Below are 14500 nucleotides of genomic sequence, written 5' to 3'. Positions count from 1 at the left end.
TCAGGCAATTGCCTGAATTTCACAGTCATTCTCAGGAAATCATGCCTTTACCTTGTGGGATCAAAGCTGTTGGCTGCCGGTTCGCTTAGGCTGTTATTTCCGCGCCTGGCGGGTAACGCATTATTAAGGGAAATCTCATGCACCGTTTTATTCTGGCCGATGCCACCAAATGTATTGGTTGCCGTACCTGTGAAGTGGCCTGTGCCGTTTCTCACCAGGCGCAGGCAGATTGCGCAGCGCTGTCGCCCGCAACCTTTCAGGCGCGGTTGCAGGTGGAGAAAACAGCCAGTGTGTCTGTACCCGTGATGTGCCGGCAGTGTGAAGATGCACCCTGTGCCCGTGTTTGCCCGACCGGAGCGCTGGTGCGTGGTACGGATTATGTTGCGGTTACCCAGGCGGCGTGTATTGGCTGCAAAACCTGTATGGTGGTGTGCCCTTACGGTGCGATACGTATTGCTAAGGGCGAAGAGAGCCGGGCGCACCCACAAGTGTTGAAATGCGATTTATGTCAGGGGCGTGATGCCGGGCCTGCCTGTGTGGAGGCCTGCCCAACAGGGGCGTTACGGTGTGTGAGTGGTGAAGCGCTGGAAGCGTTAACCCGCCAGCGCCGTTTGCAGGCGGCCGCCAGCCCTCTGCACTTGTAAGTGTGGCTCTGGCGGTTACACCGGGCAACGCTTTACTGCACTTCGTGCCAGGCGCGTTCCACTTCTTCCGCCAGGATTTTCACCCCGGCTTCAATTTTTTCCGGTTCCGGCACATAGTTCATCCGCATGCACTGCTGGGTATGCGGCCAGGGTTTATCCAGCCCAGGGAAGAAAAAGTGCCCGGGCACCATCAGAACCCCGCGTTTTTTCAGGCGCTGGTACAGTACTTCGGTGCTGATGGGCAGGTCTTTAAACCACAACCACAGGAAAATCGCCCCTTCCGGTTTATGGATAAGGCAGCGTTCTTCTGGCAAATAGCGGCGAATTGTTGCGATAGTTTCGGTAACGCGTTGCAAATAGAATGGGCGAATAACGGTTTCAGACAGGCGCAGCAAGTCGTTGCGCTTAATCATTTCACTCGCGATAGCCGGGCCGGTACCGCCTGGCGCCAGGCTGATAATGCCGTTCATATTGCTGATAGCAGAGATTATTTTTTCGTTGGCAATGATGATGCCGCAACGGCTGCCCGGCAGGCCCAGTTTAGACAGGCTCATGCACAACACAATATTGGGGTTCCATAGTGGGCGGGCTTCACTGAAGATAATGCCCGGGAAAGGCACACCGTAAGCGTTATCAATCACCAGTGGAATACCGTGCTGGTTTGCCAGCATGTCGAGCTTCATCAGCTCGTCATCTGTAATGACATTCCCGGTGGGGTTAGTGGGGCGCGACACACAAATCATGCCGGTATCTTCGCCAATATGCAGGTGTTCGAAGTCTACATGGTATTTAAACTGCCCTTCCGGGAGCAGTTCTATATTTGGGCGGGCGGAAACAAACAGCGATTCTTCCAGCCCTGCGTCGGCGTAGCCCAGGTATTCTGGCGCCAGTGGGAAAAGCACCTTTTTGGTGCGGCCGTCAGCACGACGCCCTGCGAATAAGTTGAATAAGTAGAAAAATGCACTCTGGCTACCATTTGTTAGTGCAATATTCTGCGGATCGATATCCCAGCCGAATTCATCGTGCAGCATGCCTGCAAGCGCATCAAGTAGCTCGCTTTTGCCCTGTGGGCCATCATAATTACAAAGCGCATCAGTGAGTTTGCCACTTTTCAGCATATCCGCGAGGAGTTGTTGAAAGTAATCCTGCATGGCGGGGATTTGTGCCGGGTTTCCGCCCCCTAACATAATGGCTCCGGGCGTTCTCAGGCCGTCGTTAAGGTCTTCCATCAGGCGTGTAATGCCGGAATGGCGGGTAAATTTGTCGCCGAAAAGTGAAAACGTCATAGCAGTAAAAGTGTTGTAGGTCTGTTAAAGATGCTAACCATAGCGCCACAGATATCGATGTGCAAACCAGATAACTCTGTTGTCTGGTGAAATAAATGCCGAGGGAATGGGTAAAACCAGCAGAATATATCGTGGAGTCTTTTGCTTAACAAACTTGCTATATCTTCCCCTGCGCTTTTTTTGCCGGTGCGTGATTAGCGGTAAATACCCGCGCCGGCACTTGCCAGCCCGGGTATCGCCTTGTACCCGGTTATTGATTACCGGCCCAGACCACCATCACTTTGTCATCGCCCAGCACACGGTTAAAACTGTAGCCCCGCGCCTGGTGAAGCGTGGTTTGTACCCCGGCACCAATTGCCGGGTGGCGGGCGCGAAATTGCCCCAGCTTTTGCCAGTGCGCCAGGGTCAGCGCCTCTTTGCCATTAATATCCTGCCAGTTCATTTGTGAACGCGTGCCCTGCAGTGGGTCTGAACCGGTTGGGCCGAAGGGGCGCTCGGTTTCATCGCCATAGAAGATTTGTACGGCACCCGGGGCCAGCAGCAACAGCTCTGCATTGCGCTGGCCTGCTTCACGAAACAGGCGGGTATCGTGGGAAGACAGATAACTGAGCACATTGAAGCCCTGCAGTTTTTCGGCCATGTGTTGCCAGGTCATGTCCATAAAGGCCAGGCAGTCTTTGGCACCGGATGCCTGGTCCTGGTAGTCGAAGTTGATCATGGCATCAAAGCCGTTGCGGTAATAATCACTTTGCATAACGCCGTGGCCCCAGGCTTCACCGGTCATCCAGAAAGGGGCATCATCCAGTTTTTTGCTGGGATTAGCCTGTTTCCAGGCTTTGAGCGCATCGGTTGCCTGGTTTTTTAGTTGCTGCCAGGCCGCCATTTCTACATGTTTTGCGGTATCGACCCGAAAGCCATCAATGCCATAATCTCGCACCCACTGGCTGAGCCAGTGAGTCAGGTAGTCGCGTGGTGTGTAACCGGCAATGGCTGTGGCGTGGGTATCCGGCTTATGTGCATAGAAGACCGGTAACCCGGAAGGTGTGGTGGATTCAGTTTTGATATCGGGCAGAAAAGCCAGTGACATGGTCAGGTCGTCATAGCCCGGGCTGTCGTAATCGCCGATATCCGTGCGCACCCAGGCGTTCCCCCACCACTTTTGCCAGGCGTTTTTGTCACTGAAGTTGATGTAGTCATTAAAGCTGTGCCAGGTCTGGCCCGGGCCGGGTGTCCAGTCGGTCCAGTGTTTCCCGAGGATTTTGTCCCGCTCTGCGCCTTTGAGATACAGTGCGCCGAACTGGTATTGCTGCATATCCGCAAGTGTTGCGTAGCCTGTATGGTTCATTACCACATCAAACAGTACCCGAATACCGCGCTGGTGGGCACCGTCTACCAGGTGGCGTAAGTCCTCTTCTGTGCCCATGTTGGCATCCAGCCGGGTCCAGTCCATGGTGTAGTAACCGTGGTACGCATAATGCGGGAAATCACCTTTGGTTCCGCCCCCAACCCAGCCGTGGATTTGCTCCAGTGGTGAGCTTATCCACAGGGCATTCACCCCCAGTTGTTGTAAATAGTCGAGCTTGCTGGCCAGCCCTTTCAGGTCGCCGCCGTGGAAGGTGCCAATTTCCTGCATGCCATCGGATTTGCGCCCATAGCTGTGGTCGTTACTGGGGTCGCCATTAACAAAGCGGTCTGTCAGCACAAAGTAGACGGTTGCGTTATGCCAGGAGAACGGCGCGGTCTGTTGGGTTTCTGCGCTTTCCAGCAGCAGCAGGCCGTTGCTATTGGCGGCAGGCATTAGCGTGACATGGCCCTGGTGGACGGTTGCGGTAGCGCCACTGTAGAAATCACGCACCGTTGAGCCTTCCGGGAAGGTGCTGCTGACATCAACGGTAAGCGGTTTACCATCCCAGCGCGGGCATTGCCGGGTGACATTCTGTGGCGCTGCGGTGGTGCTGTCGATACTGAGCAACAGGGTGGGCGTGCCGGAGCGGGTATCTACCTGCACATGATAGGTGCCATCGCGGAACAGGCGCCATTGTGGCGGTGTGCCTGTGCAGGGTTCCAGCGACAACATCTGGTTTAGCTTGATACTTTCAGCGGGTTGCCAGCACTGGTCACCCTGGTGCAGGGCAAGCGGCAGCGCACCTTTTTTCAGCACACCCTGGCTTTGAAACTGGCCTGGGTGTGTTTCCCTGAATTCAGGTAATCCGGGGGCGTTCCAGCCTGCCAGTGCACTGGTGGCCGGGAAAAGCAGTAGGGCAAGGTATTTTATTTTCATCGGAATATCCTGGTTTTTTCTGCTCAGTCTGGCATGGCGAAAAAAACAACGGTTCATCCTGAAGTAAACGTGAAGGGGGATGAGACGCAAGGGGGAGAACTTCAGACACAATTTTTCGCTATTTATGCGAACTGCCGCCATTTTTTCCCTATTTTTTTCTGCGATAAGATTATTCCTCATAACAACCTTTCGGATTTGTACTATTCCCCGAAGGTGCAAAATTGCGCTACTTTTGCTACAATTTGCTGCTGATTGTTTATTTATTTTAAAAAATAAGGTGTTGGAAAAATGATATCCGACCTGGAGACCTGATGATGTCGACACGTATACGACGATACGGGGCGACGATTCTGATGTGTTTCACCCTGGGATTTTCCGGCGGGGTTCTGGCAAAGAAACATGAAACAACAACGAATCATAAGCCTCATGTAACAAAGGTTCATGGCAGTAAGCAGGCGGTTAGTAGTAAACAAGAGTATTCTCGCAATAGTGCAAGCAGTTCACTTCCTGATTTGCGAAAATACCCTTCCGGAGCAGCAAGAAAGAAAGCATTTCTCCGGACTGTAATGCCGTATATCAACCGCCAGAATGATGTAATTCTTGCTGACCGTGAATGGTTGCAGCAAAAACGCTATGCCGGGCACTGGACGGCTGCCGAGCGCACTCGCCTGAAAGGGCTGGCTCGCCAGTATAATGTGTCCTGGCGGGGTGATACGCGCCGTGTGCCGTGGAATACTTTGCTGGATCGCATTGATATTATCCCGACGAATATGGTGGCAACCATGGCTGCGGCAGAAAGCGGCTGGGGGACATCAAAGCTGGCGCGTGTGAATAATAATCTGTTTGGCATGAAGTGTGGGCGTAGTTGCTCAGGTGCTAAGGGTAAAGTGAAAGGGTATTCACAGTTTTCATCTGTAGATGAATCCGTGCAGGCGTATGTGCGCAACCTGAATACACACCCGGCTTACTCCTCATTCCGTAAGTCACGTTCGCAGTTACGCCGGGCAGACCAGGAGTTAACTGCCGCGAACATGATTCACAAACTGGAAGGTTACTCCACCAAGGGCAGCAGTTATAACAACTACCTGTTTGCTATGTTCCAGAGTAACAAGCAGTTGCTGAATACTTACTGATAACCAGCAACAACAACGCTGATATCTGACATGCCAGCCTCACAGTAATGTGGGCTGGCATTTTCTTTATGTTCACCAGCATAAGCCCGGTTCAGCACATTTCGCTGTGTACATCCCGGTACTCTTTGGGTGTGGTGTCGTAACCCTTTTTAAATACAGAGTAGAAATACTGTAATGACGGGTAACCACATACCTGGGAAATTTCGTTAATCGACAGGCTGGTCGAGATCAGCAGTGTGCGGGCTTTTTCCAGCTTTTCACTGTGAATCACCGAATGGATGGTTTCCCCCACTTCTTCTTTAAAGCGTTTTTCCAGGTTTGAACGGGAAATGCCGACTGCATCCAGCACCTGTTCAACTTTAATTCCCTTGCAGGCATGGTTGCGAATGTAATGCATGGCCTGAATGACTGCCGGGTCATGCAGTGAACGGAAGTCAGTTGAACGCCGGGCAACCACCCGCACTGGTGGCACCAGAATTCGTTGCAGGGGCGGTGTTTCGTGGTCGAGCAGGCGGTGCAGAACCCGGGCTGCCTGGTAGCCCATTTGCCGGGTTCCCTGGGCAACGGATGACAACCCCACGCGCGACAAATAACGTGTCAGTTCTTCGTTATCTATACCAATAACACACAATTTTTCAGGCACCGGAATGTGCAGGTGTTCACAGGCCTGGAGCAGGTGGCGTGCCCGTGCGTCTGTGACGGCGATAATCCCGGTTTGCGGTGGCAGGGTTTGTAACCAGTCCGCCAGCCTGTTTTGTGCGTGTTGCCAGTTTTCTGGCGCAGTTTCCAGACCCTGGTAAATGACACCGCGATATTGCTCTTTTTGCACTAACTGGCGAAAGGCATATTCCCGTTCACTGGCCCAGCGTTTACCGCTGGATGCAGGCAAACCATAAAAAGCAAAACGGTTCACTCCGCGCTCTTTAAGGTGCAGAAAGGCCTGTTCCACTAAAGCGTAGTTATCCGTGGCAATATAGTGCACCGGAGGGTACTGCGCCGGGTCATGGTAAGAGCCACCCACGCCGACAATGGGCACCGTGGTGCCTGCCAGTAATGTTTCGATTTCCGGGTCGTCGAAGTCCGCGATGACGCCATCGCCCAGCCAGTCTTTAATATTATCGATACGGGTACGGAAATCTTCTTCGATAAAAATATCCCATTCAGATTGAGAGGCCTGCAGATATTCACCCACGCCTTCGACGACCTGGCGGTCATAGGCTTTATTGGCATTGAATAACAGCGTAATGCGATGACGTTTCTCAAACATTTTCGTTATTCCTGGTGATAAGTCTTTCCCTGAATACCACAAGACACACAAAGCCGGGGTGAATGCCCAGGCTTTGTGTGATCTTTTGCAGATTAATAAATTTATGCGCGGCGTTTTGTTGCTGAGTCCATCCATACCGCCAGCAGCAAAATGGCACCTTTAACGATGTACTGCCAGAATGTCGGGACATCCATCATGCTCATGCCGTTATCCAGTGCAGACATAATAAATGCCCCCATCACTGCGCCTGCCACACTGCCAATCCCGCCAGCCAGGCTGGTGCCGCCAATCACGCAGGCCGCAATGGCATCAAGTTCGGCAATATTCCCGGCGGAAGGTGAGCCAGCCCCGAGCCTTGAGCTCAGGATAAGACCGGCCACCGCAACCATCAGGCCATTAATGGCAAATACAGCCATTTTGGTGCGCTCAACATTGATACCGGACAGGCGTGCGGCTTCCAGGTTGCCACCAATTGCATAAATCCGGCGACCAAACGCTGTGCGGGTAGCCATAAACATGCCGGCCAGCAGTAGCAGGGTAAGCAACAGCACGGGCGTTGGCACGCCGCGGTAATCATTGAGCAGCCAAATGGCTCCCAGCACAATTACGGCAGTGAACGACTGGCGGCCCACCGCAGATGCTGATGCCGGTACACCCAGGCCCATAGACTGGCGGCGCATACGCCCGCGCCATTGCCAGGCGATAAACGCCATCAGACCCAGGGCTCCGCAGGTAAAGCCAATACCGTCGGGCAAATAGCTCTGGCCAATTTGCGACATGGCATGGCTGGTGGGGGCAACGGTGGTCCCGTTGGTAATACCAATCAGGATCCCACGAAAAGCCAGCATACCGGCCAGGGTAACAATAAATGACGGCACTTTGCGGTAGGCTACCCACCACCCGTTCCAGGCCCCCAGCAGCAGGCCCAGCACCAGAGTGGTGATAATTGTCAGTGGCAGAGGCCAGCCCAGCCAGACATCGCAAATTGCCGCCACACCGCCCAGCAGGCCCATCATGGAGCCGACAGATAAATCAATTTCCGCCGAGATAATCACAAACACCATCCCGACCGCCAGAATACCGGTAATGGCGGTCTGGCGTAACAGGTTGGAGATATTACGGGCACTCAAATATGCGCCATCCGTCATGGCTGTAAAGAACAGCATGATGACGATAATGGCGGCAATCATGACAAAGACTTGCAGGTTCAGTGATTTCAGCCCGGAGAAAGGGGATGAGCCCGGCGCCGTGAGTTTCATTTCAGACGAGTTGCTTTTCGACATGGTGGTCGCTCCTCAGTGCGGCTTCCATGACCTGCTCCTGTGTCAGGTTATGGTTAACCAGGTTTGCTTTGAGTTGCCCTTCATGCATGACCAGCACCCGGTCACTCAGACCGAGCACTTCAGGCAGTTCAGATGAGATAACAATGACGGCGATACCCTGTTGCACCAGGTGGTTAATCAGTTTGTAGATTTCATATTTGGCACCGATATCAATGCCGCGGGTGGGTTCATCCAGTATCAGGATACGTGGGTTGAGTAACAGGCAGCGGGCAATAATCGCCTTTTGCTGGTTACCGCCACTTAACCGGCCAATAGCGAGTTCCGCAGACGAGGTTTTCACTTTCAGGCGCTGGATTGATTGCTCTATACAGTGTTGTTCTGCAGCATCATTCAGGGTGGAGAGCGTGCCTGAGAACTGGCTCAGGGCCGCCAGGGTAATGTTTTGCCCTACCGCCATAACTGGCACGATGCCATCTTTTTTCCGGTCTTCCGGCACCATTGCGATGCCGTGGGCAATGGCCTGTTCACAGCGGCGAATCGCTACTTTGTTCCCTTCAATAAAAATATCGCCCTGCCAGCGCCCGGGCCAGACGCCAAACAGGCACTGTACGGCTTCGGTGCGCCCGGCGCCAACCAGCCCGGCGATGCCCAGTATTTCGCCTTTATGCAGGCTGAAGGAAATATCATTCACCCGCTTGATATGGCGGTTAACCGGGTGCCATGCGGTGAGGTGTTCAACCCGTAAGACTTCTTCGCCGGTCTGGTGAGGTTCACTGGGGTAAAGCGCAGTGAGTTCCCGGCCAACCATCATGGCGATAATGTCGTTTTCTTCTACCTGGTCGGCATCGCGGGTGGCAATATGTTGCCCGTCACGAATCACACAGATGGTGTCAGATATCGCTTTGACTTCATTAAGTTTGTGGGAAATATAAATACAGGCAATACCGTGATTTTGCAGGTCGCGAATTATCCCCAGCAAAATGGCGGTTTCCTGCTCGGTCAGTGACGCTGTGGGTTCGTCCAGAATTAGCAGGCGCACTTGTTTATTCAGGGCTTTGGCAATTTCGACCAGTTGCTGCTGGCCTAACCCCAAATCCCCTACCCGGGTGTCAGGCGAAATAGCCAGGCTCACCTGGTTGAGTAATTTTTCACACTTGACCGTCATCGTGTCGTAATCCATTACGCCATGCTGTGTAATTTCATTACCCAAAAAGATGTTTTCCAGTACGGTCAGGTGTTTTACCAGCGCCAGTTCCTGGTGAATGATGGCAATCCCTTTCTGTTCGGTGTCGCGAATATGGGCGGGTTTGAGTTGCTCGCCAGCAAACCAGATTTCACCCTGCCAGGTGGGGTAAGGGTAAATGCCGCACAACACTTTCATTAATGTGGATTTTCCGGAGCCGTTTTCCCCGCACAACGACATAATTTCACCTGCGTTAAGTGCCAGGCTGACGTTATCCACAGCCTTTACCGTACCGAACGCTTTGGTAATATTTTTCATTTCCAGCAAATAAGGCATGACGCTGTTCCTCGATATGCTTGCCTCAGGCAAAAGCGGTTACCCGCGCATGCGCGGGCCCGGCGTTCAGAGATCGCTTTGTTTGTGGAAACCGTCTTTTATGACTGTGTCTTCAATATTGCTTTTATTCACTGGAATTGGTGTTAATAAACGGGAAGGGACATCTTTCATACCGTTGTTTAATGTAGCGTTTGATTGTGGCTGTTTACCATTACCCAGTTCAACGGCAATTTCCGCAGCGGTATTTGCCAGTTGGGTGATAGGTTTGTAAACCGTCATGGTTTGTGTGCCAGCTACGATACGTTTAACTGCGGCCAGGTCTGCGTCCTGCCCGGAAATGGCGACCTTGCCAGCCAGGCCTTGTGCGGCCAGCGCCTGAATGGCTCCGCCTGCCGTGGCATCGTTAGAGGCAACAACTGCGTTAATGTTATTTTTGTTGGCTGTCAGTGCATTTTCCATAATTTTCAGCGCATTTTCAGGTAGCCATCCATCCACCCACTGGTCGCCAACAATATGAATTTTCCCACTATCAATAAAGGGTTTTAATACCTTCATCTGCCCGGCACGGAACAATTTGGCATTATTGTCTACCGGGGATCCCCCCATCAGAAAATAATTGCCTTGAGGCACTTTATCAACCAGGCTTTGTGCCTGCAGTTCTCCTACTTTTTCATTATCAAAAGAGATGTAAAAATCAATATCGGCATTATTAATCATGCGGTCATAGGCCAAAACTTTAATGCCTTCTTGTTTGGCTTCGGCAACTACATTGCTTAAGACTTGTCCGTTGTAAGGGATAATTACCAGAACATCCACACCGCGATTGATCATATTTTCAATTTGTGACATCTGTGTCTCTTCATTCCCATTGGCGGATTGAACAAATACAGATGCACCTAGGGATTCTGCTTTTTTAACAAAGATATCGCGGTCTTTTTGCCAGCGTTCCAGACGCAAATCGTCAATGGCCATGCCGATTTTTATCTCTTTCGCCAGGCTGTTAAGGCTGGTGGTGAGTAGTACGGAAGCACAGATTGTTAGTAAAATGTTCTTTATCTTCATGGTCTTAATGCCTGTTTGTTTATGTAGGATTGAGGGATTTAAAGAATAATTAACATCTGCAGACGAGGGGAATTGTTATCGTGGAGGCGTAAGCTTGCAATTACCTATTTTTATCTTGCTATTATGTTTTTTGGTTTAATTGTTAGTTTTATGATGGAGATCCTGTTTCATATATTCGCCACAATTATGTTTTCATTTGAAAATAGAAACCGGCTCTCAGGTATTAATAAAGTGTTATTTTGAGAGCTGGCGCACAGTTGGGTATTCTCTTAATCGCAGTGTGAAATAACGTAATTGAGGAAGCTGCCTGGAGTAACCAGGATGAATGCATGGTTGTTAATACCTCCTTTACTTGATTACGGAGTCCACTATGCAAGCTTATTTCGACCAACTTGAACGGGTGCGTTACGAAGGCCCTAAAACCACTAACCCTCTGGCATTTCGCCACTATAACCCTGATGAGCTTGTATTAGGTAAGCGCATGGAAGATCACCTGCGTTTTGCTGCCTGCTACTGGCACACCTTCTGCTGGAATGGCGCAGATATGTTCGGTGTGGGCGCGTTTGACCGCCCGTGGCAGCATCCCGGTGATGCGGTGGCTGTTGCGCGCCAGAAAGCCGATGTCGCCTTCGAGTTTTTCCAAAAGCTGGGTGTGCCTTACTACTGCTTCCATGATGTGGATGTGGTTGCGGAAGGCGATTCGCTTAAGACCTACCAGAGTAATTTCCAGCAAATGGTTGACGTGCTGGCGGAAAAACAGCAACAGAGCGGCGTGAAACTGCTGTGGGGCACCGCCAACTGCTTTACTAACCCGCGCTACGGTGCCGGTGCTGCCACCAACCCGGACCCGGAAGTCTTCGCCTGGGCAGCCACACAGGTTGTTAATGCCATGAACGCCACACATAAGCTGGGTGGCGAAAACTATGTGTTATGGGGTGGGCGTGAAGGTTACGAAACCCTGCTCAACACAGATTTACGCCAGGAGCGTGAACAGATTGGGCGTTTCATGCAAATGGTGGTGGAACATAAACATAAAATTGGTTTCCAGGGAACACTGCTGATTGAACCTAAACCACAGGAACCTACCAAGCACCAGTACGATTACGACGTGGCAACGGTGTATGGCTTCCTCAAACAGTTTGGTCTGGAAAAAGAGATCAAAGTTAACATTGAAGCAAACCATGCCACGCTGGCTGGTCACAGCTTCCACCATGAAATCGCATCGGCTATTGCTCTGGGTATCTTTGGTTCGGTGGATGCTAACCGTGGCGATGCGCAACTGGGCTGGGATACCGATCAGTTCCCGAACAGCGTGGAAGAGAATGCGCTGGTGATGTATGAAATTATCAAAGCGGGTGGCTTTACCACGGGCGGCCTGAACTTTGATGCCAAAGTACGCCGCCAGAGTACCGATAAATATGATTTGTTCTATGGCCATATTGGTGCCATGGATACCATGGCGCTGGCGCTGAAAGTAGCGGCGCGCATGGTGGAAGATGGTGAGCTGGATAAACGCGTTGCGAAACGTTACGCAGGCTGGAATAGCGAGTTTGGTCAGCAAGTGCTGAAGGGCCAGCTCAGCCTGGAGCAAATTGCGCAATATGCCGCACAGCATAACCTGGCACCACAACACCAAAGCGGCCACCAGGAGCTGCTGGAAAACCTGGTGAATACCTGGTTGTTTGACCGTTAAGGGCCAGGGCTGCCAGAAAGCGCCCTGATAAAATCAGGCGGGAGGATACGCGGTGTGTGCTGGCGTATCCTCTGTGCTATCTGCCTGTCGGGGCTATGCACGCTGTTTATTGCCGGGAGGGTGTGGCGCAAATGTATATTGGTATTGATTTAGGTACATCTGGCGTTAAAGCCATTTTATTAAGTGAAGAAGGAGCCCTGTTAGCAACCCAAACCGAGTCGCTGGCAGTGTCGCGGCCACACCCGTTGTGGTCGGAACAGGATCCCCTGCAATGGTGGGCGGCAACCGACCGGGCGATGAAAGCATTAGGCCGCCAGCACGCTTTGCAGGGTGTAAAGGCAATCGGCCTGACCGGGCAAATGCACGGCGCAACGTTGCTGGATAATCAACAAAACATCCTGCGCCCGGCGATTTTGTGGAACGATGGGCGTTGTGCTGCTGAGTGTGTGCAACTGGAGCAGGCGGTGCCGTCTTCCCGCAGAATTACTGGCAACCTGATGATGCCCGGGTTTACTGCGCCCAAGCTGTTGTGGGTGAAAAATCATGAGCCGGAAATTTTTCGCCAGATAGATAAAGTACTGTTACCCAAAGACTATTTGCGTCTGTGTATGACAGGTGATTATGCCAGCGATATGTCCGACGCAGCAGGGACCATGTGGCTGGATGTCGCACGGCGTGACTGGAGTGATGAACTGCTGGCGGCCTGCGGCCTGACGCGCGATAACATGCCTGCACTGTATGAAGGTAATGAGATTACAGGTGAACTGCATGCTGGCCTCGCCGACGCCTGGCACATGCCGGTGGTGCCGGTTATTGCAGGTGGCGGTGACAATGCTGCAGGGGCTGTTGGGGTTGGTATGGTGGATGCCGGGCAGGCGATGTTGTCATTAGGCACGTCCGGGGTTTACTTTGCTGTCAGTGAAGGTTTTCTGAGTAAGCCTGAATGCGCAGTGCACAGCTTTTGCCATGCTTTACCGGAACGCTGGCACCTAATGTCAGTTATGCTGAGTGCTGCTTCCTGCCTGGACTGGGCCGCAAAATTAACCGGGCAGCCTTCAGTTCCTGCTTTGCTGGCAGCGGCAGAACAGGCCAGTGACACAGCAGGCGCGCTGTGGTTTTTACCTTATCTTTCCGGCGAACGTACTCCGCATAATAATCCTGCTGCCAAAGGTGTCTTTTTCGGCCTGACACACCAGCATGGCCCGGCGGAACTGGCACGGGCGGTGCTGGAAGGTGTGGGGTATGCCCTGGCGGATGGTATGGACGTGGTGCACAGTTGCGGGTTGAGCCCTGAAAGCATCACTCTGATTGGCGGTGGTGCCCGCAGCCCTTACTGGCGGCAGATGCTGGCAGATATCAGTGGCCAGGTACTGGATTACCGCACCGGGGGCGATGTTGGCCCGGCGCTGGGTGCGGCCCGGCTGGCACAGGTGGCACTAAACCCAGGTGCACCGTTAACGGCATTATTGCCGCAGTTGCCGCTGGAGCAGCGCCACCACCCGGATGTACCGCGTAACCAACAGTATGCGGCGCGCAGAGAAACTTTCCGCCAAATTTACCGGCAGCTTGCGCCACTGATGGTGTGACTATGCAAGCCTTCTGAGCATAACCGGCGGTGCCGGGCGAATTCAGCCCTGCGCCGCCGTTTTTTTATGCTGACCCCGTTCCTGTTTCCCGCTTGTCCGCCCGTACCCCTGTTCTGTCCGTTTTTGGTATTCGCCAGGTAATTTTTTCTTGCCAGAATAGCTTCAGGTTTCCAAATGAGGCGAATGACCATGGCACGTAGCGCATTACTGAATATCGATACTCAATGTTCCTTTTTCCAGCGTGATTTCTGGGAAGACAGTAATTTTGCTGATTTTTCCCGGAACATGAATACGCTGATAGCGGGTTGTTCTGAGCACCGGATCCCGGTGGTGGATATTTTCCATGTCGATGACAGCGGGCCGTTTTCAATTGAGTCCGGTTTTGTCACGCCGATGCCGTTTTTAACCCATAAACCCGCCACGACTTTTCATAAACACGTGCATAATGCTTTTACCGATACCGGGCTGGATAACTGGCTGCGTCGCCAGAATATCGGCCATGTGATTATCTGTGGTATGCGCACTGAACAGTGCTGTGAAACCACGGCACGGGTGGCGTCCGACCTGGGGTACAAAGTGACATTTGTTAGTGAAGCCACACTGACATTTGCCATGACATGGCAAGGGGTTACGCTGGGCAGCGATGCATTGCACCACCGTACTGAAACGGTGTTGACCGGGCGTTTTGCCACAATCAGTACGGTTGAAGAGTGTCTGGCGGGTTTAACCATGCAGGAGTAATAACG

The 14500-nt window shown here is 52.4% G+C and carries 11 protein-coding genes; 5 read left to right on the top strand and 6 right to left on the bottom strand.

Annotation, left to right across the window (positions count from 1 at the left end):
* Positions 1–137 precede the first annotated feature (137 nt).
* Positions 138–644, top strand: coding sequence for a 4Fe-4S dicluster domain-containing protein (locus tag DES37_RS16615; protein WP_110026883.1), 507 nt, complete (start codon positions 138–140; stop codon positions 642–644).
* Positions 645–676: 32 nt separating this feature from the next.
* Here DES37_RS16615 and avtA read toward each other — a convergent pair whose 3' ends face one another.
* On the bottom strand, positions 677–1930 hold the full coding sequence (avtA, locus tag DES37_RS16610) for a valine--pyruvate transaminase (RefSeq protein ID WP_036107060.1): 1254 nt from the start codon (positions 1928–1930) through the stop codon (positions 677–679).
* Positions 1931–2180: 250 nt separating this feature from the next.
* Positions 2181–4211 carry an alpha-amylase gene (locus DES37_RS16605; RefSeq protein ID WP_110026882.1) on the bottom strand — a complete coding sequence of 677 codons (2031 nt, stop codon included), beginning with the start codon at positions 4209–4211 and terminating at the stop codon, positions 2181–2183.
* Between the two features lie 311 nt (positions 4212–4522).
* Between DES37_RS16605 and DES37_RS16600 the strand changes: the two genes are divergently transcribed.
* On the top strand, positions 4523–5344 hold the full coding sequence (locus DES37_RS16600; RefSeq protein ID WP_110026880.1) for a protein bax: 822 nt from the start codon (positions 4523–4525) through the stop codon (positions 5342–5344).
* Positions 5345–5435: 91 nt separating this feature from the next.
* Here the strand turns inward: DES37_RS16600 and xylR are convergent, their stop codons facing one another.
* The 4 genes from xylR to xylF form a co-directional block, all read right to left on the bottom strand.
* A complete protein-coding gene (xylR, locus tag DES37_RS16595; RefSeq protein WP_036107068.1) occupies positions 5436–6611 on the bottom strand; it encodes a D-xylose utilization transcriptional activator XylR in 1176 nt (391 codons plus the stop codon).
* A 101-nt stretch (positions 6612–6712) separates the two neighbouring features.
* Positions 6713–7894 carry a xylose ABC transporter permease XylH gene (xylH, locus tag DES37_RS16590; protein WP_110026878.1) on the bottom strand — a complete coding sequence of 394 codons (1182 nt, stop codon included), beginning with the start codon at positions 7892–7894 and terminating at the stop codon, positions 6713–6715.
* A complete protein-coding gene (locus DES37_RS16585) occupies positions 7872–9413 on the bottom strand; it encodes a xylose ABC transporter ATP-binding protein (RefSeq protein WP_110026877.1) in 1542 nt (513 codons plus the stop codon). The genes xylH and DES37_RS16585 overlap by 23 nt, the downstream gene beginning before the upstream one ends.
* 66 nt (positions 9414–9479) lie before the next feature.
* Positions 9480–10475, bottom strand: coding sequence for a D-xylose ABC transporter substrate-binding protein (xylF, locus tag DES37_RS16580; protein ID WP_036107076.1), 996 nt, complete (start codon positions 10473–10475; stop codon positions 9480–9482).
* A 370-nt stretch (positions 10476–10845) separates the two neighbouring features.
* Here xylF and xylA point away from each other — a divergent pair, with 370 nt between their 5' ends.
* The 3 genes from xylA (at position 10846) to DES37_RS16565 (ending at position 14495) form a co-directional block, all read left to right on the top strand.
* The gene (gene xylA / locus DES37_RS16575; RefSeq protein ID WP_036107078.1) at positions 10846–12168 is read left to right on the top strand and encodes a xylose isomerase; all 1323 of its coding nucleotides are present in this window, start codon (positions 10846–10848) and stop codon (positions 12166–12168) included.
* Between the two features lie 131 nt (positions 12169–12299).
* Positions 12300–13754 (top strand): xylulokinase, encoded by a 1455-nt coding sequence (gene xylB, locus DES37_RS16570; RefSeq protein WP_110027047.1) that lies wholly within the window; start codon positions 12300–12302, stop codon positions 13752–13754.
* Positions 13755–13943: 189 nt separating this feature from the next.
* Positions 13944–14495: an isochorismatase family protein gene (locus DES37_RS16565; protein ID WP_110026875.1), complete on the top strand. Its 552-nt coding sequence runs from the start codon at positions 13944–13946 to the stop codon at positions 14493–14495.
* Positions 14496–14500 lie beyond the last annotated feature (5 nt).

It is taken from the genome of Mangrovibacter plantisponsor (assembly GCF_003182475.1).
Classification (GTDB): domain Bacteria; phylum Pseudomonadota; class Gammaproteobacteria; order Enterobacterales; family Enterobacteriaceae; genus Mangrovibacter; species Mangrovibacter plantisponsor.
This window is presented reverse-complemented; position numbering and strand designations above follow the sequence as displayed.

Coding starts and splice junctions, on each gene's coding strand:
- xylR (WP_036107068.1), bottom strand. CDS start 6,611: ATGTTTGAGAAACGTCATCGCATTACGCTGTTATTCAATGCCAATAAA.
- xylH (WP_110026878.1), bottom strand. CDS start 7,894: ATGTCGAAAAGCAACTCGTCTGAAATGAAACTCACGGCGCCGGGCTCA.
- xylB (WP_110027047.1), top strand. CDS start 12,300: ATGTATATTGGTATTGATTTAGGTACATCTGGCGTTAAAGCCATTTTA.
- DES37_RS16605 (WP_110026882.1), bottom strand. CDS start 4,211: ATGAAAATAAAATACCTTGCCCTACTGCTTTTCCCGGCCACCAGTGCA.
- xylF (WP_036107076.1), bottom strand. CDS start 10,475: ATGAAGATAAAGAACATTTTACTAACAATCTGTGCTTCCGTACTACTC.
- xylA (WP_036107078.1), top strand. CDS start 10,846: ATGCAAGCTTATTTCGACCAACTTGAACGGGTGCGTTACGAAGGCCCT.
- DES37_RS16615 (WP_110026883.1), top strand. CDS start 138: ATGCACCGTTTTATTCTGGCCGATGCCACCAAATGTATTGGTTGCCGT.
- avtA (WP_036107060.1), bottom strand. CDS start 1,930: ATGACGTTTTCACTTTTCGGCGACAAATTTACCCGCCATTCCGGCATT.
- DES37_RS16600 (WP_110026880.1), top strand. CDS start 4,523: ATGATGTCGACACGTATACGACGATACGGGGCGACGATTCTGATGTGT.
- DES37_RS16565 (WP_110026875.1), top strand. CDS start 13,944: ATGGCACGTAGCGCATTACTGAATATCGATACTCAATGTTCCTTTTTC.
- DES37_RS16585 (WP_110026877.1), bottom strand. CDS start 9,413: ATGCCTTATTTGCTGGAAATGAAAAATATTACCAAAGCGTTCGGTACG.